Consider the following 21,035-nt stretch of genomic DNA (forward strand, 5'->3'; position numbering starts at 1 on the left):
ATCGGGCGGGCTTTGCCGTATTTCGCGACGGCTTGGACGGTGTACTCGGCTGCCCCTCCCGGCATTCCTGGCCAGAGTCCGATCTCGGGAAGCAGCACGGTCGCCCACTCCCGCCAGCGTGCCCCCGTGCCCAGGGCGATGTCGCTGCCCGCGCGGCCGCGCAGCGGGGACCATCCGCGGAAGGCCGGATCCACCTGGGCGTTGGGCAGTTGCCCGCCCAGCCCGACGTCCCGGAGGTAGCGGTACTGCTCGAACGTGAGGTGTCGGATGTCCATGCCCGACCGGACCCGTGGCGCCAGCGCGTTGCGTCCCCGCGCAGCCAGCCTCGCCGGGCGGTGCGGCAAGATCTTCCGGTCGACGAGGAAGCCGTAGAAGTCGTCCAGGACGAACGATTCCCGGCTCCAGACCGACGCTCCGACCGGCTTCTTCTGCCGCTGAGTCCGGTGGCCCCGGTACGAGACGAGATCAGACTCCGACGCTGACAGCACATCGCTGTCCAGACCGGCAACATGGTCGTCCAGCCGGCCGATCACCCGCCCGTAGTCCTTCAGCGTGGTCTCGTCCAGCAGTGCCGTCGACAGATACCTGCCGAACTCGCACAGGGGCGGGACCGGCATCTGTGTCTCCTCGTCGAGGTACACCGGCGTCCCATCGAGGACGCCCCGCCGTTCCAGCAAGGCGGTCACCCTCGCAGCGGAGATCACATCAGAATCCAGGTACTTCCCCAGCAGCCCGGACTGCACAAAGGCAAGATCCACACTCGCCCCTCCCCAGGGGCTGGAGAGGAACTCCCATCAGCTCACCTGTCTCGTGTCGACGATCAAGTTTTTCCCCAGGTTGGGCGGTTTGAGCGTCATGTAATTCCCCATCCGGAATTCTCCTAATTGGCCATGGGTAGCGCGGAGGTCGGGATCGAGGGACCTGGTCGTCGCGGAGCTGCTCACGTTCCTCGTCCCTTGGTTCGGATGGCCGATGGGCAGCCCGGATGGCGAGGAGAACGTTCGTCGTGGTCGACATCACCGAGATCTACGTCCACTGGTACGCAGGCCGCTCGAAGAGCGAGCTGGCCGCGTCACTGGGGGTGGACCGCAAGACGGTCAGGAAGTACCTGGCCCCAGCGGAAGCGGCCGGGATCAGCCCCGGCGGGCCGCCAATGAGCGAGGCCGACTGGTCGAAGCTCATCAAGGAGTGGTTCCCCGGACTCATCGACAGAAGGCTCAGGCAGGTGACCTGGCCGGAGATCGACCAGCACCGCGACTACATCCAGAGCCTGCTCGGGACGGTCACCGTCTCGACGATCCACCAGCGGCTTCGTGACGAGCACAAGCTTCAGGTGTCGATCTCCTCGTTCCGCCGGTGGATGCATGCGACGCTGCCGGACGAGGTGGCAAAGTCGCAGGTCACCGTGTTGCGCGACGAGATCGAGCCCGGATCGGAGGCCCAGATCGACTACGGCTTCCTCGGACAGTGGATCGATCCGCGGTCCGGCAAACGCCACCGGGTCTGGGCGTTCGTCATGGTCCTGCCGTGTTCGCGGCACATGTTCGTCCGGCCGGTGCTGCATCTGGACCAGCATGCGTGGACGGAAGCGCACGTCGCGGCCTTCCGCTACTTCGGCGGCGTCCCGCGCCGGCTCGTCCCGGACAACCTGAAGACCGGGGTCGACAAGCCCGACCTCTACGACCCGAAGATCAACAAAGCCTATGCGGAACTGGCCACTCACTACGGCGCGTTGGTCGATCCGGCCCGGGCGGCGAAGCCGAAGGACAAGCCGCGGGTCGAACGGCCGATGCCCTATGTCCGCGACTCGTTCTGGCGAGGCCGCGAGTTCACCTCGATCGAGCACATGCAGGTCGAAGCCGTGACCTGGAGCCAACAGGTCGCCGGGCGGCGGAAGTGCCGGCCGCTGAGCGGAGCTGCCCCGATGACCGTGTTCGACGCGCTGGAGGCATCCGAGCTGCTGCCTTTGCCGCCGACTCCGTTCGTGCTGGCCCGCTGGTCGACGGCCACGGTCGGACCGGACATCCACATCAAGGTCGCCCGGACCCTCTACTCGGTTCCGTGGAAGCTGATCGGCCGCCGGGTCGATGTCCGCTCGACCGCCACGATGGTCCAGGTCTTCCACGACGGCCAGCTCGTCAAGACTCACACCGCCCTTGACCAGGGGAAACGCACGGACAAGAGCGACTATCCGCCGGAGAAGATCGCCTTCCAGATGCGGACGCCAGTCTGGTGCCGCAGCCAGGCATCCGAGGTCGGCGATGCCTGCCGCGAGGTGGTCGACCAGCTGTTGGAGGTCAATGTCCTCTATCGGCTCCGCGCTGCCCAGGGGGTCCTCGGGCTGCGGAAGAAGTACGGCGACATGCGGCTGGAGGCCGCCTGCGCGAGGGCCATCGCGGTCGGCGACCCGTCCTACCGGACCATCAAGGGCATCCTCATTGCCGGCACCGAGACCGATCCTGAGCCCGAGTCCAGCGGAGACGCGGGGGCTGCGGCCTTCCTCCACGGTCCCGCCCGGCTTTTCGCCACCGTCGCGACCCCCGACACGACGGATGACGACCACGACGACCAGGTCCACGACGAAGCCGAGGTGGAAGCCCGATGACCGTGATGGACGCCGCCCTGCGGGAGTCTCTCAAGGCCCTGCGACTGTCCGGCATGCTGGAAACCCTCGACGCCCGCCTCGCCCAGGCCCACGGCGGTGAGCTCGGCCACCTCGACTTCCTCCAGGTCCTCTGCCAGGACGAGATCACCCGCCGCGAGACCGTCGCCTTCCAACGCCGCCTGCAACGAGCAAAGTTCGAGCAGCAGGTCACCCTGGAGGAGTTCGATTTCACGGCCTCCTCGAAACTGCCCGCCGCCCAGATCCGCGACCTCGGAGCCCTGCGCTGGCTGCATGCCGGCGAGTCGGTCATCCTCTTCGGTCCGGTCGGCGTCGGAAAGACCCACATCGCCCAGGCCCTGGGCCACCTCGCCGTCCGCCAGGGCGCCCACGTCCGCTTCGCCAAGACCAGCCGCATCCTCGCCGACCTCGCCGGCGGCCACGCGGACCGCACCTGGGACAAACGGATCCGCGAACTCGTCCGACCCGACGTCCTCGTCCTCGACGACTTTGCCATGCGACAGCTGTCCGCGGCCCAGGCGGATGACCTTTACGAGCTCGTCTCCGAGCGGCAGGGACGCTCGCTGATCATCACCAGCAACCGGGCGCCCAGCGACTGGTATCCCCTCTTTCCCAACCCCGTCGTGGCCGAGTCCCTCCTGGACCGCCTCATCAACACCAGCCACCAGGTGATCATGAACGGGCCCAGTTACCGCCCGAACAAGCGGCCCAGGAATCCCACCGACAAGACCAAATAGGGAAACCGGTGGACGTCGTCGGGATACTGCCGTCATGGCCGTCACTCAGCAACTCGCCCGCATCCCGGCGGAGTATCTCGCCTCCTGCCGCCAGTCAGCCGACGTATCGACGGATGGAGATCCTCTCTGGGATCCGCCGTCGGCGAATGTCCTGGACCTGGATTGGGCGCCGTTCCTGCTTGAACGGGTTTGTGAGCTGGGAGGTCTCGATGACGTCCATCGGAGTGCTCTCCGGCAGGCTTTCGACGGCGACACTGCCATCGACCTCGCCTTCCTCAACACCCCTCCGCATGCAATCGGCCCCTTTGGGCCGGCACCCACGGCCCTCTCTGCAGGTCAGGTGGCTCGTGTTGCGGAACTGCTCGGGCAGATCGATTTTCCGGCCCTCCTGGCCGCCCTGCCGACAGACGAAGCAGAGGCCGCCTCCTTGATCGGCAACGGCGCAGACAAGATCGTCGGTGGCCCGAAGAAGTACGTGTTGGGGCACTTCAACGCCCTGCGCGAGTTCTATCGTGTTGCATCCCAACGGCAGCTTCTCGTCGTGCTCTGGTGGGACTGACACGGACCGCGTCACCGTCGGCTCGCGTCAGCAGCTGGGGAATTGCGTGAACTTCCGCCTGAGGAATTACGTGAGCGTCCACACGGCTGCTCAGCTGCTCGGCCAGCAGCGCGGTGCGCTCGGGCACCCGGGCCCCCAGGGCTTCGTGGAACGTACGCAGCAGGGCCGTGGTCGGCGCGTACACACGCGTGTGCCGGTCGAGATCCTCGAAGGCGGCGACGATCTGGGGCGCCACTGTGTCCGTGGCCGCCGGGCGGCTCGGGGCCGGCGCGATCGGCCGCACGGGCAGGGCGCAGGCCATCTCGCGCAGCAGGCCGACGGCGGCCGGCACGACGTCCTCGCCGAGCGCGTCCGGGGCGCAGCGGGCCCGCTGGACCAGGGCCGCAAGCCGGGTCGCCGGGCCCTGGGCCGGGTCGGCGGCGAGCCCGGCGAGCCAGTTCGTCACCTGGTGCCAGGCCGCCGTCAGGCGCAGTGCCAGGGTGGCCGCCGCCTGAACGATCCGCAGCCGCGCCGCGATGCCGCGCTCGGCGGCCAGCCGCTCGCGCAGCACCGCGGCGGCCCGGTCGGCGTCGTCGAGGAAGAGCCCGAGCCCGCCGATCGCGGCCAGGCGCACGTCCGGGTCGTTGTCGCGGGCGAGTTCGGCGAACTCCCCACCCAGCTCGCACAGAAGGCCGACGGCCTGCGCGCAGCCCGTCGGTGGGTAGTACTCGATCTCGGTGCCGTCGTCCTCGAAGCCCCGCTCCAGGGACTCCCGGCCGATGCTGACCAGCAGCGCGACGACGGCCGGCCGGTCGGGCGTGGCACCGTCGGCGGCCAGCTCGAACAGGAAGGGCAGGCTGGCTGCCGTGGGCGGGTACACGCTGCCCTGGTGGTGGATCGCACCGTAGAAGCGGTCGAGCGCCTTTCGGCGTTCCTCCGTGTCCGGGGAGCGCAGCGCCCACAGCAGCGCCGGTACCTCCTCGGCCGAGCCGTATGCGTGCTCCATCGAAGCCCAGTCGATGTCATGAAGTCCGTCGAACATAATCAGAACCATTCCAGGCGGCACTGACAGCAGGAGCTGTTCCCGGGCGGGCCTGCGACGCCATCGGCACGGGCTGGGACCGGCGGGGCCGGGCGGACTGCGCTGGAAGGGGCGTACGGACAGCGACCGCCGCGAGCGCGGGCTACTCAACACCGGTCCCTGCCCCTCGAGTTCGGGCAAGGACTCCGGTCCCTCGACCGGAAGGAGGCCACACTGTTTGTGATCACGCCAATTCGCCGCGTGAGAAGTCGAGTTGACGACCGGTCAAATTGAGATGCTGCCACATTGCGATCAGATCACGACATCCTTAAATGGGACTAGACCGCAGCGACTCAACGCGTGTAACTCCCTTGAATACAGGGCCAGTTGACTGATCATCAATTCCAGAGCACTGATAACGGAAACAACTTCGGAAACGACGATCCCATTTGTCTGAAATTTCCGCTCATTTGGTCTGGCAAGCTTTCGCGCACCCATCCCCTGACCAAGGAAGAGGTGTAGTTTGTCCGGACGCAGAAGACTCAAGAAGCCTCCGCGTCGCACGTCCCGCCGACTCATACTCGGCACGGCCGCGGTCGCCGTCATGGCGGTCGTGGCCGGAGTGGCTCACCAGGCGACCCAGCAGGGGTCGGACGCACCCCGACCGCTGCCGCTCGCCCAGCAGGAGGCGCTCGCAGCAACCCCGGAGCCGGCCAAGGAGCCGGCTCGCGACAAGGACCCCGAGCCGCTCAAGGAACTCCCCAAGAGCGAGCCCAAGCGGGGCCTCATCTACGACGGGCTGAAGCCCGCGCACGAGGGGGATCCGTGCGCGGGGGTGTACCGCACGGCCGCCGGTCACTGCACTCATGGCCCTGACGCCCCTCCGAAGGGCGTTGACGTCAAGAAGGACACCCCTCCCGCGGTGAAGGCCGCCGCACCCGCCGAGGATCCGACCACGGCGGAGAGCGCCAAGCCGTCCGAGGGAGAGCTTCCGCGCACCGGCGCGCCCGCGCTCGACGCCGCGGCCGGAAAGGCGAGCAACCCTCCCGCTGCCGGGGGTTCCGCCTCGCAGGCCCCCGCGGCGAACGGGCCCGCCGGGCAGACCGTGCGCTGCGAAGGCGACGGCAACAGCGGCAACCGTGTCCAGGTGGTGTACGTGCACGCCCCCGGACGAGACCGGTACGCGCAGTACTTCCCGTCGTTCCGCAAGTGGGCCGCCGACGCCGACCTCATCTACTCGGAGAGCGCCAAGGACACCGGCGGTGTGCGGAACATCCGCTACGTGACGGCCGCCGACTGTACACCCACCGTGCTCAACATCGAGCTCCCGGCCTCCGCGCTGTCCGAGTTCAGCGCCACGAACAGGGCGCTCGCGGCCAAGGGCCTCGATCGCCGTGACCGCAAGTACATGATCTTCGCGGACACGCAGGTCTACTGCGGCATCGGCACCTTCGCCGGGGACGAGCGTCCCGGTCAGAACAACCTCAGCAACTTCGGCCCGTCCTACGGCCGTACAGACACCGGCTGCTGGGGCGGACACACCGCGGCGCACGAACTGGGCCACAACCTCGGCGCGGTGAACAACAGCGCACCCAACACCAGCCGGGGTGCGCACTGCACGGACGAGTACGACGTCATGTGCTACTCGGACACCCCGTACTACCCGAGGATGCGCTACGTCTGCCAGGGCCAGGAGTACGAGAACCGTCTGGACTGCAACCACGACGACTACTTCCACACCAACCCCAGGAAGGGCAGCTATCTCGACACGCACTGGAACGTCGCGGACAACCAGTTCCTGATCAAGGGCAACACCGGGCCCGAGCCGAACCCCGGTCCCACGCCGACGACCCCGACGCCCAAGCCCACCCCGACGAACGGCTCCGGCAGCGGGCCCGCCGTCACCGTCGGGCAGATCGGCCCGGACTCCGCAGTCGCCGGCTGGAGCGCGGTCAGAGGCGCGGCCTGGTACCAGATCTTCCTGAACGACCAGGCCATCGGCTGGGTACAGGCAACCAGCGCCCGTATCTACAACCTGAAGCCGGGAACCGACTACACCGTCTCCGTCTCGGTGCGTGACTCCTCGGGCCGCGACAGCGGCCGGGGCAAGGCGGCCTCATTCCGCACCTCAGGCGGTGGTGACGGCGGTGGTACGACTCCCACGCCCAACACGCGCCATCTGCTCACCAACGGCGCCACCGGGAACGCCGCCGAGATCTGGGGCGGCAGGAGCGGCGACGGCACTGTCCTCGTCGGCTCGCAGCGCAACGGATACGCCCAGCAGCAGTGGTACTTCGACAACGCGGGCAACGGCTACACCCGTATCCGTTCCGCCGTCTCCGGCAAGTGCCTCCAGGTCGGCGGCGCCGCCTCCGCCGGCATGTATGTGGTGCAGCAGCCCTGCGCAGACACCGCTGCCCAACGGTGGAGGATCGCCCGCAGCGGCAACGGGGTGACGGTGACGGCCGGTGACAGCCGATACGTCCTCGGCGTCAGCAACCGCCCGTACTACGGGTCGTGGCTGATCGAGCTGCAGCACGCGGCAGGCGCGCCGGCCCAGGTGTGGACGGTCCAGAAGGCCGCCTGAGCCCGAGGACCCCGCATCAGTTCCCAAGACGGCCGGCGGGCCGGTGGCCCGCCGGCCGTCCCCATTCCACCCCCACATTCCATTCATGGAGGACATCGTCATGCGCCGAGCCCTCGTCCCGGCCGTCGCCACCGCGTTGGCGGGCGCGGCCCTGTCCCTGACCACCGCCACCGGCGCCCTGGCCCACGGTGACACCTTGAAGGTGGAGATCACCGGACACGACTTCGGTCGCGTGCGAACGACCGTCACCTGGGAGAACGACAACGACCCGGTCGACGAGCGGGTCGCTGCCACGGTGAACGCTTTCAGCGCCGACGGAAGCAGGGCTCTCGGCCCGTGGAAGCTTGCCCGCGACCCCGACTCGGCGACCGGCTACACCACCGCGGAAGCGCTGCCCCCGGGGCGCTGGAGGGTCACCGTGGAGGCGGGCCATCCGGGGCTCGGCCGTGACGAGGAGGAGATCACGGTCTCTCCCGGGACCCCTGCCTCGCCCACGGCCGGACCAAGCACGGTACGGCCCACGGCCGGAGAAGGTCCGGCACAGCCCGAGTCCGCCACGCCCCCCGAGTCTGCGGGACGCGACGGCAAGGGGCCGACCACCGCGGCTGCCGCCAGGGAGACAGCGGCCCGTTCCGGTACGGGGGGATCCGGCACCCTCCTGCTGGCAGGGGGAGTCCTGTTGGCGTGTGCGGTCGGCGCCGGTGTCGTCTGGCGCATCCGCCGCACCGGGGCGCGGGGCGCCCGCTGACCTGAGGGGTCCGGCGGGGAGCGGGGGCGGGTGCAGGAGGATGCCTCGTCTCCCCTGTTCGGGTACGGCGTGGGCGGCTCAGCCGCCCACGCCGGCCTGGATTTCCGAGGAGTTGTCGTCAAATGTCACGCTCGCATCTGGAACGATGCGGGGGTGAAGGCTGCTTGGCAGGTCGGCGACTTCCCGCTTGCCATGGCCCAACGCGTGCTCGAAAGCTCCCGGCTCTCCGGCTCATCACGCCTCCCCTCCACCGCCACCGCCAATGGAGGCCTGCTGACCAGATGCGCCACCGGCGTTGTCGGCGGGGTCGACGGGATTCTTCCAGTGGCTGTAACTGCCGTGGTCACGCTCACGCCGCACGTCGATGGCCCACTGGACCGCTCCGTAAAGCACGACGACCGCCGCGAAACCACCGATCACCAACCACATCTCCACTGGTGCCACCTCGCCTCGGCCCGAGGTCCGCGGACAACCGCGGACTCATGTCCTGGTTCATGCGGTCAGCGTCCCCCGCAGGCCACCGTGTTACTGCCTATTTGAGCAACCCCAGAGGTGGCCCACGGGGGCCGCCCCCGCGGGCCGCGCCACATGCGGGGTGCTGGGCGCCGTGTGAGTACGCCCGCCGCGCCTTGACCGATCCGCCCCCCTGCTCCGCTCACGACGCTCTGGCGCGAGGCCTGTTCCACCCCCGGCTGACGGCTTGATCAACAGGTGCCACCCCTCGCCGGAACGCTTCCGTCTTGGGGTACCGCCCGCGGCCGGTTCGCCGGAACTACTACCGGGTGGTGCCGGCACCCGGGCGGGACGGGCTGCCGGGGCGGGGGTACACCCTGGACTGCTTGACGCTTCCGAACGCGAAGCTGGACTCGATCGACGCGATGCCGGGAATGGCGTGGATCCGGGTGCGCACCAGGACCTCGTACGCCTCAAGACTCTCGATGACGACCCTGAGCAGGTAGTCGCTGCTGCCCGCCATCAGGTAGCAGTCCTGGATGTGCTCGATGAATCCGATGTGTTCTTCGAACGCGTTGACGGCCTCGGCGGTGTGGCGTTCCAGCCGGACCCGTACGAAGACAGTGATCGGAAGACCGAAGGCGACCTGGTCCACCATGGCCGTGTAGCCGCTGATCAGCCCGGCATCCTCGAGGCGTCGGACCCGGCGCAGGCAGGGCGACGGGGACAGCCGGACCCGGTCGGCGAGGTCCTGGTTGGAGAGGCGGCCGTCCGCCTGCAACTCGTGAATGATCTGGAGATCGACTGCATCCATGGGCACTCCTTGGCAGATTATGCCTCAAACCTAGGGGTGAGGAGCACAACTGGCAATCGGCTGCCCTTGCAACTGATCTAACGTTGCTCTCAGGTCAGGGGCGACATGAGTTCCGGCCGATCGGTTCACGGGCGGAAGGATTCTTTGGTGGTCGCGACGCACACGGCCGTGGCGGCTACGCCACCCGGGGCGGGGAGCACGTCACCCGCGCTCCGTGCCCCTCACAGCGGAAAGCTCTCGCCTCAGGCGCTGGGCATGTCGGCGCTTCTGCTGACCGTGATGATCTGGGCCGGGTTCGCCTTGAGCGCCCGCGCCCTCAGCGCCTCCACGCTGCTGCCCGCTGACGCGGCTCTGCTGCGGTTCGGCGTGCCCGTCGTGGTGCTGGCGCCTGCCCTGTGGCGGCGTCGGCGGCTGCTGACCGCGGTGCGGCCGGGCCCCGCCGCCAAGATCATCTGTGGTGCGGGGGTGCCGTTCTTCCTCGCGGCGATGTTCGGCGGCTCGCTGACGTCCGCGGCATTCGTCGGCGCGATCGTCCCGGGGATGGTCCCGTTGTTCGTCTCCGTCGTCCTCGTTGCCGGCGGGGGTCGTGCCCCGCGGGGAACGAGGACTGCCGGGCTGGTGATGATCGTCGTCGGAGTCGTCGCACTGGTCTGTCGTCACACCGTCGCTCTGGACCGGGACGTCCTGCTCGGCTCGGGCACCCTGCTCGTCGCCAGCGGACTGTGGGCCCTGTACACGGTGGGGCTGCGGGAGGTGGACCTCGATCCCGTCGGCTCCATCGGGCTGCTGTGCATTCCGTCGTTCGCCGTCATCGCGTTGCTCGTCCTGACCGGTGTACTGCCAACCAACCTCGCCCGGGCGGCCGGAGGTGACGTCCTGACGTTCCTCGTCGTCCAGGGGCTGGGCGTCGGCCTGTGCGCAGGACTGCTGTACGCCTTCGCGATCCGACGGCTCGGGCCGGAGCGGAGTTCGGTCGTCGGCAGCCTCAGTCCAGTCGTCGTGGTTCTGCTCGCCGTCCCCCTCCTGGGCGAGTCGCCGACCCTGCCGGTGGTGGTCGGTGTCCCCCTCATCACCGTCGGCGTCGTGCTCGCCAATCGCCGCTCTCGACACAAGGTTTCCTCGGATGCTTGAACTGCTCGCTCCCCCGCCCGCCGACCCGCTGTGGGATCTCGCCGCCGAGTTCGCGGCCGACCCGCGGCCGGAACGGCTGAACCTCGTCCTCGGTGTGTACCGGGACCACACAGGCGCCACGCCTGTCATGTCGGCGGTCAGGGAGGCCGAGACACGCCTGGCGGAGCGTTCCGCCTCCAAGGAGTACCGCGGCCTCTCCGGTAACACCGCCTTCAACCGCGCCATGCTGTCGACGGTGCTGGGGACCGAGGCCCGGACCGCACGGGCCGCGGCCGTCCAGACCGTGGCGGGCACCGGTGCCCTGCGGCTGCTCGCCGACCTGGTGCGCCAGACCCGCCGGGGTGCGACGGTGTGGATCAGCGACCCTGCCTATGTCAACCACCGGCCGATCCTCGAGGCCGCCGGCCTGAACGTGAGGTCCTACCGGACGCGTGACGCCGAAGGGCTTCCGGACGAGGCGGGTCTTCTCGACGACCTGCGCGCCGCCGGACGCCACGACGTGGTCCTCCTCCAGGGGTGCTGCCACAACCCCACCGGGGTCGACCCCTCCTTCGCGGCCTGGGAGGCGCTCGCCGAACTCGCTGCGAGGAAGGGCTGGGTGCCCTTCGTCGACCTGGCGTACCACGGACTCGGCGACGGGTTCGAGGCCGACCTGCGGGCCACCCGGATGCTGGCCGACCGGCTTCCGGAGATGCTGATCGCGGTCAGCTGCTCCAAGAACTTCGGCCTGTACAGCGAACGCACCGGCTGCGCGATCATCCTCGGACGGAGCGGGCAGGCACTGCGCCACGTCGAGACGGCACTGCAGAACGCGGCGCGGACCCTGTACTCCATGCCGCCGGAGCACGGTGCCGCCATCGTCACCACCATCCTCGAGGACGAGGCGCTGCGGACCTCTTGGCGGACCGAGCTCGACGCCATGCTCGGCCGGATCACGGCCAACCGGTCGGATGTGGTGGGCAACCTTGAAGCGCTGGGATGCGCAGCCCTGGCGGAGTCGCTCGCGCGGCAGAAGGGCATGTTCTCGATGCTGCCGCTGGGGCCGGACGGGATGCGCCGCCTGCGCAGGCAATTCGCCGTCTACGGCACGGCTTCGGGCCGCATCAACATCGCGGGGATTCCGGCGCACCGGATCCCGTACCTGGCGCAGAGCGTCGCCGCGGTGTGCGGCACCGCGGCAACGGCTCGGGCGGTGTCGGCCGCGCCGGCGCCGCATTGACGGAGCGGCTCCCCGAGGGGTGGCCGAACGGGCCCGCAGGACGCGGGCACGAATCTGGCAGGGCAGGGGCGAGGATGCCACGCCCCTGCCCGTACGAGCACGGTTGCAGCGGTCGACGGTGCGTACCGCCCTGACGTGACGTGCCCGACGGATGGCGAGAGACCCGCCGGTGGATGCGACGACCGCGTGCACGGGGGCTTTGAGCCCGGACCCCAGACCGGCACGCTCCAGGGCTGGTCACCGCCGATGACGCCGCTGCCTTCGGGGCTCCGCGTCGAGCCGGGAAAGTCATGGCATGCCGCGGGATGCTATCCGGCCGGCGTTGCACGGGCCCACGACCCTTCAGCGGGAGGAGCGGGCGGTGCGCGGCTGGGATCACCGGCTCCCGCTGTAGTCCGCATGAGTGGCTTCGTTGATGTCCGGGAACAGCGTTTGTCGACTGGTTCCGGAGTCAGTTGGTGATCACGCGGTTCGTGAATGTCGAGCAGAAATGACAGCGTCCCCGTGGGGCGGCGAGAAAAGGGAAGGCGGAAGCCAACTGGCCGTTGGCAGGATGTCCGCGCTCAACATCCGATGGGAAAGGACCCCACGACCGTGGCTCGTGCCATCACTTTGATCCGCTCCGCCTCCCTGTCCGACGTCGCCGAGTACGCCTACGCGGCCACGGCGCCCGCCGAGTCACGCCTGATCTTCCTCGCTGGGGCATGTCCGCTGAACGATGACGGCTCCACAGCAGCGATCGGGGACTACGCGGGTCAGGCAGCCAAAGCCATCGAGAACATGCAGGCCGCTCTTGCTGCATCAGGCGCGTCACTCCAGGACGTCATCAGCACACGGGTTCTCGTCGCATCGACCCGGCGAGAGGACCTGGTGGCCGCCTGGCAGGTAGTCCGGAACTCGTTCGCTGACCATGACGTTCCCAGCACGTTGATGGGCGTCACCGTGCTCGGCTACAAGGACCAACTCGTCGAAATCGAGGCCGTCGCCGCCGTGCTCGATTCTTGAGACCTTTTCCAAGGACACCGCGAACGAGGGACAGCTGGGCGTCCGCCAGGACGGCCTTCACGTGTGAAGACGTCTCCTGCGGGCGGCGGACGTTCGTCGAGCAGGTCGCGGCCTGACCCGGCGGTACAGCCAACGGACCGAACGAATGCGATCGCTATTGGCCGAGGTCGGCCTCGCTTTGGCCGGTCGAGCCGGTGCCCGGCTGGCCGACGTCTGCGGGGCGAGCGTCAGCCGGAATACGGTACTGCGGCTGGTCGACGCTCTCCCGGAGCCCCGGCCACAGGCCCCGCGTGTGGTCGGCGTCGATGAGTACGCGATGCGCAGGGGCCGTGTCTACGGGACCGTGCTGGCCGACGTCGAGACCCGCAGACCGGTGGACCTGCTGCCAGATCGCGAGGCGGGCCCGCTCGCGGCCTGGCTGACTCAGCACCCGGGGATTGAGGTCGGCTGTCGCGACCGCGCCCCGTTCTTCGCCGAGGGCGCCAGCATCAGGGCACCCACCGCGGTCCAGGTCGCCGACCGGTTCCACCTCTGGCGCAACCTCAGCGAAGCGGCCGAGCGGTGCGTCTCCCGCCACCGCTCGTGCCTCCGCGCGACCTTCGCCGAGTCGGTGCCGGAGAAGGCACCGACACCGGCCGAGCGCGGGTCGCCATGGCCCACCGGGCACCGGTTCGCAGACCGCACCCGCGCCAAACACGCCGCTGTCCACGCGCTGCTGGCCGCTGGCCACAGCCGACGCGCAATCCAGCGACAACTCGGCATGACCTACCGCACCGTCCAACGGCTGGCCGACGCCACCAGGCCGGAAGACCTGTTCTAGGGACAGTGACAGAACCGCCAGACCAAGCTCGACGACTTCAAGCCCTACCTGCACGAGCGATGGGCCGAGGGCTGCACGAACGCCTGGACCCTCTGGGAAGAGATCAAGACGCACGGCTACACCGGCGGCTACGGAGCCGTCCGCGCCTACCTCCAGCCATTTCGCACAACCCCGGCCGCACCGGCGGCCCGTCCTCCGTCTCCACGCACGGTCGCCGGATGGATCCTCACCCACCCCGACACCCTGCCGGAGAGCGAGCACCTGAAGCTCAAGGCTGTCCTCGCCGGCTGCCCCGAACTGGATTCCCTCACCGGGCACGTCCGCGCGTTCGGGAAGATACTCACCCAGCTCCAGGGCGACCGGCTCCCGCAATGGATCAAGGCGGTCCGCACCGACGACCTGCCCAGCCTCCACACTTCGTCAACGGGCTCGAACGGGACCTCGCCGCCGTCACCGCCGGTCTCACGCTGCCCTGGAACTCCGGAGTCGTCGAAGGCCACGTCAACCGGATCAAATGATCAAGCGCCAGATGTACGGCCGGGCCGGCTTCAGCCTCTTGCGGAAGCGAGTCCTCCTTGCCTGACCGCAGCTCTGTCGCTCGACGAGCGGGTCCGTTCAGCTGATCCCAAACGGCACAGGATCCAGGCCCAGCTTGCTCCGGCATGAGTCGACGGCCCGCGTGACCCAGGCGGTCACGGGGTCGCGATCTGCCGCGATCGCGTGAAGCTCACGCGCTTTCTCCTGGGCATCGACCATCCATGGGGCCAGTGCGTCCTCGCGAAGTACTCGTTCGAAGTGATCGCGGGCCGTGTCCGGGTCACCAACCAGGGCGGCTGCGATCCCAGAGTCGAAGCTGTCCCAGAGGAATCCCCGCCGCACCGGCCTGGATATCAGGTATCGGGCGACAATCGGCAGAGCCGGGAACTTCTCCCTCAGCGCGGTCACGTTCGCAGCCGCCTGGCGACTGAGTTCGAGTGCCAGCGGCGTGAACTGGTCCTCGGTGCGAAACAGCTCGGAGCCGACCCGGACTGCGTCCACGTGGAAGGCCAGGTGGTCCACGTCGTGCCACGGCCACATCGCACCGACGTACAGACCACTGCCGGCAATCCGCGGCGGGGTGAACTCCACAACCCCGAGCGACCTGCGAGAAGTCGAAAGCGAAGTGACGCAGATCACGCCCTTCGCCCTTGTTTCGCCAGGGTTCGCCATCGCCCACCACCCCACGCCCGCGCCGAGGCGACTCCCTCCCAGCCTCGCAGTCGAAACCGGGCATCCTCGCCACTGGGCGCACGCGCGGCTGGACGAAAAGCCCAAAACAGGAAGTGAGGCGCGATATGCCCGGGAGGTGACGGTACGACCTCCGCTGGAGCCAATACAGGCCCAGGCCCTTCAACATGTCTCATGCCTCCCTGGGGAGGGGTAGTGCGGAGGCGCCACACACCTGATGACCTTGTTCCCTTCGACCGTTCGCAGCCACTCGGCGGACAGGTGGACGAAGCGGCTCGGGGGATCCAGTACGGCGAGGACCCGCCGTTCTGACGTCGTCGGCAGCAACTCTCGCCGCCTTGCGAGAGGGCTTCGTCCGCGTGGGCGGGGGCGATACTGATCGTGACAGTCGTTCCGCCGCCGGGTCGGCCTCGGACTCGGGCTCGCTCGGTGGGGTCGCACCTTTGTCGATGTCGGGCCTTCCACCCGGAAAGTGGACACCAGTTCGTGTGGTTATGCGGCGAGTGTCAGAGTAGCTGATCGCTGCTCGTAGGCGACGGGGCTGAGTTGCCCGTTCGCCGAGTGACGGCGTCTGATGTTGTAACGCGTCAGCCATTTGAAGACGCGGCGCCGGCAGGCGCCGGGCCCGCCGAAGCGGCGGGCGCCTTGGAGTGTCTCGCGTTTCAGGGAGGCGTGGAAGGACTCGCAGGCGGCGTTGTCCGCGCTGGTGCCGACCGCGCCCATGGATTGGATGACGCCCAACTCGGCGCACAGATCAGCGAATTGTCGTGATCCGTATTGCGCTCCGTGATCGCTGTGGAAGATGGCGCCATCGAGGCTGCCGCGGGTGGCGGCAGCCATCGTCAGCGCGTCGGCGACCAGGTCGGTGCGCATGTGATCGGCGATCGACCAGCCCACGATCCGGCGTGAGAAGCAGTCCAGGACCGTCGCGAGATAGAGATGCTCGCCGTCGCCGACCGGCAGGTACGTCACGTCGCCCATGTACTTCAAGTTCGGCGCGTGAGCGGTGAAGTCCCGCTTGAACAGGTCCGGTACCGGCGTCTGTGACGGTTCCGGCACGGTCGTACGCACGCGCTTGCGCAGGCGCACGCCGGTGATGCGGAACTTGCGCATGACGCGCGCGACCTTCTTCTCGTTGATCACCATGCCGTGGGTGTCACGGAGCTCGGCCGTGATCCGCGGGGCGCCATACGTCCCGTCGGAGTCTGTGTGGATGGCCCGGATCTTCTCGGCCAGATCCTCGTCGGCCTGCTCGCGCTCGGCGCGGGCGTCACGCCCGTCTCGCCACTTGTAGTAGCTGGAGCGGGCCACCTCAAGGAGTCGGCACAACCGCTGGACCTCGTGGGTCTGCCGGTGGTCCTCGATGAACTGGCAGCGGTTCACCAGGTCATCTCGGTCGCGAAAAACTTCGTGGCCTTGCGCAGGATGTCGCGTTCCTCTGCGAGCGTCGCGTTCTGCTTGCGCACCTGCTTCAGCTCGGTGCGCAGGGCCGCTATCTCGGCCTGTAGTTCTTCGCGGGTGGGCTCGCTCACCGTGGCCGGCTCCTTGGTCTTCCTCGTCGTGCTCATGGTCGTGCCCAGCTCGCTGCGGCGGGACCGCTCGGCCCGCACCCAGTCCCGCAGTGTGCCCCGGCTCACGCCCAGGTCCTCCGCGACCCCGGCCAGGGTCAGGTCCGGATCAGACAGGTACAGCGCGACGGCATCCGCCTTGAACTCCAGCGAGTAGAACTTCATCACCATAAGGGACATCTCCTCCACGGCCCCAGGTCAGAGGCCGGATCAAGGTGTCCACTCCCCGGGGGGAGGCGCCGTCTGCGAGGGGAGCCGTTCATGACCACGGCGAAAGACCTGTTCATCATCGCCATTGACCTGAAGCGTTCCGTGGGGCAGGGAGACCTGTCCCTCGCACTCGCGGGAGCCGAGCTCATCGATCTCATCGATGCGGGGGCGGTCGCCGTGGACGGCGACCGCATCGTGCCGGGTCAACCGCCGACGTTGGACGACCGGTTCATGGACGAGGCCGCGGCAGGGCTCACTCGACAGGCGCCCTACGAGCGGATCGAGGACTGGCTGTGGCGCCGGGGCCGAGACCTCTCGGCCGCGTACCAGGCCGCACTGGAGAAGAACGGTGAGCTGAAGCCGCAGCGAAGCGGCCGGTTGTCCTTCGGCACGGAACGCGTGGAACCGGCCGATACGCCCGCACGCCGCCGTGCAGCCGACCGCTGGAAAGAGAAGGAACCCGTCCTGGCCGCCCTCGCCTCGGTCGTGGGCATCGACGACGAACGCTCCGACGATGATGCCGGCCTCGATGACGAGGCGGTGACGACCGTGGTGGCTGCCGTCCACGACGCGGTGATGGAACTGGAGGCCGTACGCCAGAGGCGGACCATCGAGAACACGGCCTTCGCCAACCTCTGGCGCGGCCCCTGAGCCGAGCCCGCCTTCGGGGGGCGCGGTCAAGTCCGACGGCGACGGCGACGGCGAGCGGCCGCGCGACCGCCGGGCGGCGCTACGGCATGTCCGTGGACCAGTTCCGGTCAGGGTCGCGCGGCCTCCACCTGGAAACTGGGTGTACGTCCGGCCCACAGTCTGATCACGGTGTCCCATGAGACACCGCCAGTCTGGAGAACGACGGTTTTCGGATCCTGGTCTTTGCGCGCGGCGGTTCGGTGTTGCTGCAATCGCGGAACCAGCGCGGCCTCACCCCGGCGTTTCCGGAGATCGCTGAGGCTCGCCGGATCGGACGTAGTCTGCGGACTGTGACAGTGAGATGTGTGTTGGACGGCAGCCAGGTCAGGACCCTGGAGGACTTCTGGCGTGTTGCTGGCGAGAGCGTTGGCTGCGGCGGCTACTTCGGCCGGAACCTCGTTGCCTTCGCTGACTGTCTCCGTGGCGGCTTTGGGACACCGGAGGACGGCGACTTTGTGATCAAGTGGCGCGATCACGAGGCCTCTCGTCAGAGTCTTGGATACCCCATTCCGTAAGGGCAGCGGTCAGGAGGGCACGGGATCGGTGTCGTCCCATTTCCACCCGGTTTGAGGGAACTGATCCAGCAGGGCGGAGAGGGACGCTGCCTGGTGGATGGCCGATGACCAGTCTTCCGCGGAGACGTCGAGTGTCACCAGAGGTGGGGTGTCCTGGCGGAAGTCGTAGGCAAGCAGCTCGCGGCTTCCGTCTCCGCCGATGACGACGGCGCCGGGGAAGCGTTTCTGGAATTCACCGGCGTCGTTGATGCCGATGAGCTCGTCCAGCGCGTCGATCACCAGGAAGTCGTCAGCGGGAGGAACGAACTGACTCAGACTCCCTGTAGTACCCAGGAAGTCCCGGTAGTCCTGGGGAAACCGGACTCCGAAGTGGTGCTCGACCTGCGCGATCTGGTCCTCGTTCGAACTCATGAGGCAGTTCTATCAAGGGCAGAGGAGGTGACGGTGGCCGCTTTGTGCCGCGGTGAGGAGGACACGTTTGCGGAGTAGGGGCAGCTTGGCTCGTCCGAACAGCGTCCGGCAGTGACCGCCCCCGCGGGCAACCACCCCAGCCTCCGCGCCGCCGTCGTCCGGGACTTCACCGTTGCCACCTCGGCTCCATGACGGGGCCCAGCGTCACGCCGTCAGGGACGCGGGATGCGCCCCTCAGGACGATCTCCGGCCGCGGCGTCAGGTTGCCGTCAAACGTCCTTCGGCGAGGACGGGGCGGGCAGTAACGTACTGATCATGTCCACGCCTCCGCAGCAGCCGTATCCACCGGGTCCCCCGCATTCGCCGTACGGGCAGCAGCCCGGCCCGTACATACCGGCGCAGGCGCCCTATCCGGTGATGACAGGGGTGTGGGTGCCGCCGCAGCCAGTGCCGCGAAAGAAGCGAACCGAACTCATCGCCGGCATCATCGCCGGATCACTCGTAGTTCTCGGAGCCGTGGGCTACGGACTGGTCCAGGTCGTCGGCCCCGTCAAACTGCCGGACGGCAACTGGCCGGAGGCGACACACCAGCTCAGCGCGCCGGGCACCGTGCTCGAGGGTTCCTACGCCCTCGCCCAGGACGCCTCGGACACCGAGGGACAGCAGATCCGCAGGGGCATCAACGACCACCGGGTCCGCGACAGAGGCATGACAGTCACCTCCTACCTCACAAAGGATGGCGAGAACGCACTGCAGCTCAACGGGCTGTACGGCAAGATCAAAGAACCCGACTCGGTACGTGCCGAGGTCCTCACAGCACTGGAAGAGCCGTCGGAAGGCGACACCTTCTACCTTCCGCCGAACGACTTCCATCCGACCGGACACGACGTGACCGTGCTCTGCGCCGTCCGGGACATGGCACAGAACAAGCCGGTCACCCAGGTCGCTTGTGCGTGGGCGGACCCGAACACCACTGCCGTGGCACTGTTCACCAGCACCACGCTCGACGAGCAGAAGCCCGAACAGGTCGCCCTCGCCCCCTACGCCGACCTGACCGCTCGGCTCCGCGAGGACGTGCGACAACCTCTCGGCTGACGCCCGTTCAGGTCACGGGCGCAGGCTGGTTCAACGGAGCATGACAGACCGCAGTACCCATCCCGCCCGGCATGGTGGGGCGGCGGGCGCTCGCATCCGAGCCCTGATCTCCCGGACCCGGTCCGCGCTGGTGAACGACACCTCGGCGATCTTCACCACCGGCATCCCTTGTGCGGACAGCAGGACCAACTGGGCCCGACGCGCGGTCACCACCGACCCGGTACCCTGCGGATGATCCGTAGTAGACGTCTGCCCTCGTCATCGTCGATCTCGTGCACCCGCACCCGCTCAGCCACAGATCAGCAGCCTGACCGATCCGTCCAGCCCACACCAGGCCCATTGCCGCTGCCGGCATGCCGCCGCAACCACGCCGCCTCCCCAGGCGTCAGATTCGGGTCAGCCAACTTCACCCGGACCGCCTCCTGCATGCGCCCCGCCGGGTCGGTCCGGCAGCCGCTGCGCATACCGCGCAGCAACAACCCCCGCCCGAGGCGGGCGGCGAGTCCCGGCACCTCCGCACTGCCCACAGTCACCATGGTCATCGCCACATCGGCAGCCGGATCACCAGCGCCCGCATTGCACCAGTCGATCACTACCGGGCCCCGCCGGGTCAGAATGACGTTGCCTGGGTGCAGGTCGAGATGCAGCACCCGGTCACCATCTGCCGTGCTGAACCGCTTGGGCAGCCACTCCGGTGCCGGCAGCGCATGCAGCCGGTCGTGCAGGCGACCCAGCTCCCGGCCGAGAGAACCCACCCGCCACGGGTGCCGGGCCAGCACATCCAGCATCGTCGGCCCGGCCAGCCGCTCAAGAACCATGTCGGTGTCGGTGATCTCGTACACCCGCGGCACCGGATACCCACATGCCGCAAGGTGCGTCATCAAGCGTGACTCCAGACCGGTGGGCCCCCCGTGCCGGTATCGCCGCAGCACCCTGGACTCGTCCAGGGCATACACATCAGCATCCCGGCCCTGCGCGATCAACTCCATGCGGTTCAGTCTGCATTGACGGCTCAGCCCTCGCCAACAGGGCGAACGTTGCCTGAGGGAGTGTCTACTGAGGTTTTCGGGTCGTCGTCGGGTGGTGACGGTTCATGATCCTTGCGGTATGCCGGTGGTATGCGTTATCCGGAGGGTGGGGGCCTGACCGCTGAGCGTCGGGCGTTTCGTGAGGGGATCCGGCTGCAAGCCGGCGAGAGGTTCGCGGCCGGTGAAAAGACGGCGGTGATCGCGAAGGACCTGCGGGTGAGTGTGCGGTCGGTGGAACGCTGGCACCGTGCCTGGCGCGAGGGCGGCATGGAGGGCCTGCGTTCCGCGGGTCCGGCGAACTCCCCGACCGTCACCGATGCCCAGTTCGCCGTGCTCGAGGAAGAACTCGGCAAGGGCCCGTCGGCGCACGGTTTCGAAGACCAGCGCTGGGTGAGTCTGTCGGTGGCGACTGTGTGGCGGCTGCTGAAACGGCACGGATGGTCCTGGCAGGCCCCCGCCCGCAGGGCACTCGAACGCGACGAGCACGCGGTCGAGCTGTGGAAGAAGGAGGTGTGGCCCCGGGTAAAAGGCTCGCGGCGGAGCACGGAGCATGGATCGTCTTCGAGGACGAGGCCGGCTTCTCGATGACGCCGCC

At 68.3% G+C, this 21,035-nt stretch carries 19 protein-coding genes and 3 pseudogenes; 14 read left to right on the forward strand and 8 right to left on the reverse strand.

Features of this window, described 5'->3' with window-relative positions; translation table 11 throughout:
- Positions 1-1,006: 1,006 nt before the first annotated feature.
- Genes istA through OGH68_RS00355 form a run of 3 tightly spaced genes read left to right on the forward strand, consistent with a single transcriptional unit; the run spans position 1,007 to position 3,919 of the window.
- Positions 1,007-2,605, forward strand: a complete 1,599-nt coding sequence (gene istA, locus OGH68_RS00345) for an IS21 family transposase (protein ID WP_264241233.1) — start codon at positions 1,007-1,009, stop codon at positions 2,603-2,605.
- Positions 2,602-3,360: an IS21-like element helper ATPase IstB gene (istB, locus tag OGH68_RS00350; RefSeq protein ID WP_264241234.1), complete on the forward strand. Its 759-nt coding sequence runs from the start codon at positions 2,602-2,604 to the stop codon at positions 3,358-3,360. The genes istA and istB overlap by 4 nt, the downstream gene beginning before the upstream one ends.
- 34 nt (positions 3,361-3,394) lie before the next feature.
- The gene (locus tag OGH68_RS00355) at positions 3,395-3,919 is read left to right on the forward strand and encodes a YfbM family protein (protein ID WP_264241235.1); all 525 of its coding nucleotides are present in this window, start codon (positions 3,395-3,397) and stop codon (positions 3,917-3,919) included.
- Here the strand turns inward: OGH68_RS00355 and OGH68_RS00360 are convergent.
- The gene (locus tag OGH68_RS00360) at positions 3,849-4,940 is read right to left on the reverse strand and encodes a hypothetical protein (RefSeq protein WP_264241236.1); all 1,092 of its coding nucleotides are present in this window, start codon (positions 4,938-4,940) and stop codon (positions 3,849-3,851) included. The two genes, OGH68_RS00355 and OGH68_RS00360, sit on opposite strands and share 71 nt — an antisense overlap.
- A gap of 502 nt (positions 4,941-5,442) precedes the next feature.
- On the opposite strand from OGH68_RS00360, the gene OGH68_RS00365 reads away from it, so the two are divergent.
- Positions 5,443-7,506 carry an RICIN domain-containing protein gene (locus tag OGH68_RS00365; RefSeq protein WP_264241237.1) on the forward strand — a complete coding sequence of 688 codons (2,064 nt, stop codon included), beginning with the start codon at positions 5,443-5,445 and terminating at the stop codon, positions 7,504-7,506.
- Positions 7,507-7,591: 85 nt separating this feature from the next.
- Positions 7,592-8,254, forward strand: a complete 663-nt coding sequence (locus OGH68_RS00370; protein ID WP_264241238.1) for a hypothetical protein — start codon at positions 7,592-7,594, stop codon at positions 8,252-8,254.
- Between the two features lie 234 nt (positions 8,255-8,488).
- Here the strand turns inward: OGH68_RS00370 and OGH68_RS00375 are convergent, their stop codons facing one another.
- Both OGH68_RS00375 and OGH68_RS00380 read right to left on the reverse strand, forming a co-directional pair.
- A complete protein-coding gene (locus OGH68_RS00375; protein ID WP_264241239.1) occupies positions 8,489-8,689 on the reverse strand; it encodes a hypothetical protein in 201 nt (66 codons plus the stop codon).
- Between the two features lie 340 nt (positions 8,690-9,029).
- Positions 9,030-9,521, reverse strand: a complete 492-nt coding sequence (locus OGH68_RS00380; protein ID WP_264241240.1) for an Lrp/AsnC family transcriptional regulator — start codon at positions 9,519-9,521, stop codon at positions 9,030-9,032.
- 255 nt (positions 9,522-9,776) lie between these two features.
- On the opposite strand from OGH68_RS00380, the gene OGH68_RS00385 reads away from it, so the two are divergent.
- From OGH68_RS00385 to OGH68_RS36285, 5 genes and pseudogenes are all read left to right on the forward strand, one after another.
- Positions 9,777-10,652 carry a DMT family transporter gene (locus OGH68_RS00385; protein WP_264241241.1) on the forward strand — a complete coding sequence of 292 codons (876 nt, stop codon included), beginning with the start codon at positions 9,777-9,779 and terminating at the stop codon, positions 10,650-10,652.
- Positions 10,645-11,871 carry an aromatic amino acid transaminase gene (locus OGH68_RS00390; protein ID WP_264241242.1) on the forward strand — a complete coding sequence of 409 codons (1,227 nt, stop codon included), beginning with the start codon at positions 10,645-10,647 and terminating at the stop codon, positions 11,869-11,871. The genes OGH68_RS00385 and OGH68_RS00390 overlap by 8 nt, the downstream gene beginning before the upstream one ends.
- Before the next feature lie 594 nt (positions 11,872-12,465).
- Complete coding sequence (locus OGH68_RS00395; RefSeq protein ID WP_264241243.1) at positions 12,466-12,876, forward strand: RidA family protein; 411 nt, start codon at positions 12,466-12,468, stop codon at positions 12,874-12,876.
- A gap of 145 nt (positions 12,877-13,021) precedes the next feature.
- Positions 13,022-13,696, forward strand: a complete 675-nt coding sequence (locus OGH68_RS36280; protein ID WP_413470908.1) for an ISL3 family transposase — start codon at positions 13,022-13,024, stop codon at positions 13,694-13,696.
- A 425-nt stretch (positions 13,697-14,121) separates the two neighbouring features.
- Positions 14,122-14,279 (forward strand): annotated as a pseudogene (locus OGH68_RS36285) (ISL3 family transposase); the annotation flags it as partial.
- A gap of 32 nt (positions 14,280-14,311) precedes the next feature.
- Here the strand turns inward: OGH68_RS36285 and OGH68_RS00410 are convergent.
- Together OGH68_RS00410 and OGH68_RS00415 are read right to left on the reverse strand one after the other, a co-directional pair.
- Positions 14,312-14,905, reverse strand: coding sequence for a hypothetical protein (locus tag OGH68_RS00410; RefSeq protein ID WP_264241244.1), 594 nt, complete (start codon positions 14,903-14,905; stop codon positions 14,312-14,314).
- A gap of 510 nt (positions 14,906-15,415) precedes the next feature.
- A protein-coding gene (locus tag OGH68_RS00415; protein ID WP_264241225.1) for an IS3 family transposase occupies positions 15,416-16,662 on the reverse strand; the annotation gives its coding sequence in 2 pieces (ribosomal slippage) (positions 15,416-16,329 and positions 16,329-16,662; 1,248 coding nt in all).
- A 90-nt stretch (positions 16,663-16,752) separates the two neighbouring features.
- Here OGH68_RS00415 and OGH68_RS00420 point away from each other — a divergent pair.
- Together OGH68_RS00420 and OGH68_RS00425 are read left to right on the forward strand one after the other, a co-directional pair.
- Positions 16,753-17,352, forward strand: coding sequence for a GOLPH3/VPS74 family protein (locus tag OGH68_RS00420; protein WP_264241246.1), 600 nt, complete (start codon positions 16,753-16,755; stop codon positions 17,350-17,352).
- A 329-nt stretch (positions 17,353-17,681) separates the two neighbouring features.
- Positions 17,682-17,894, forward strand: a pseudogene (locus OGH68_RS00425) (barstar family protein); the annotation flags it as partial.
- Positions 17,895-17,915: 21 nt separating this feature from the next.
- Here OGH68_RS00425 and OGH68_RS00430 read toward each other — a convergent pair.
- Entirely contained in the window at positions 17,916-18,317 is a 402-nt protein-coding gene (locus OGH68_RS00430) for an SMI1/KNR4 family protein (RefSeq protein ID WP_264241247.1), read from the reverse strand.
- A 315-nt stretch (positions 18,318-18,632) separates the two neighbouring features.
- Here OGH68_RS00430 and OGH68_RS00435 point away from each other — a divergent pair, with 315 nt between their 5' ends.
- Positions 18,633-19,412: a hypothetical protein gene (locus tag OGH68_RS00435; protein ID WP_264241248.1), complete on the forward strand. Its 780-nt coding sequence runs from the start codon at positions 18,633-18,635 to the stop codon at positions 19,410-19,412.
- Between the two features lie 105 nt (positions 19,413-19,517).
- On the opposite strand, the pseudogene OGH68_RS36090 reads toward OGH68_RS00435, so the two are convergent.
- A pseudogene (locus OGH68_RS36090) lies at positions 19,518-19,708 on the reverse strand (IS630 family transposase); the annotation flags it as partial.
- Between the two features lie 3 nt (positions 19,709-19,711).
- Positions 19,712-20,401 carry a phosphotransferase gene (locus tag OGH68_RS00440; RefSeq protein ID WP_264241249.1) on the reverse strand — a complete coding sequence of 230 codons (690 nt, stop codon included), beginning with the start codon at positions 20,399-20,401 and terminating at the stop codon, positions 19,712-19,714.
- Between the two features lie 129 nt (positions 20,402-20,530).
- Here OGH68_RS00440 and OGH68_RS00445 point away from each other — a divergent pair, with 129 nt between their 5' ends.
- The gene (locus tag OGH68_RS00445) at positions 20,531-21,028 is read left to right on the forward strand and encodes a winged helix-turn-helix domain-containing protein (protein WP_264241250.1); all 498 of its coding nucleotides are present in this window, start codon (positions 20,531-20,533) and stop codon (positions 21,026-21,028) included.
- Positions 21,029-21,035 lie beyond the last annotated feature (7 nt).

The sequence above is a fragment of the Streptomyces peucetius genome, assembly GCF_025854275.1.
GTDB classification, from domain to species: Bacteria; Actinomycetota; Actinomycetes; order Streptomycetales; family Streptomycetaceae; genus Streptomyces; species Streptomyces peucetius_A.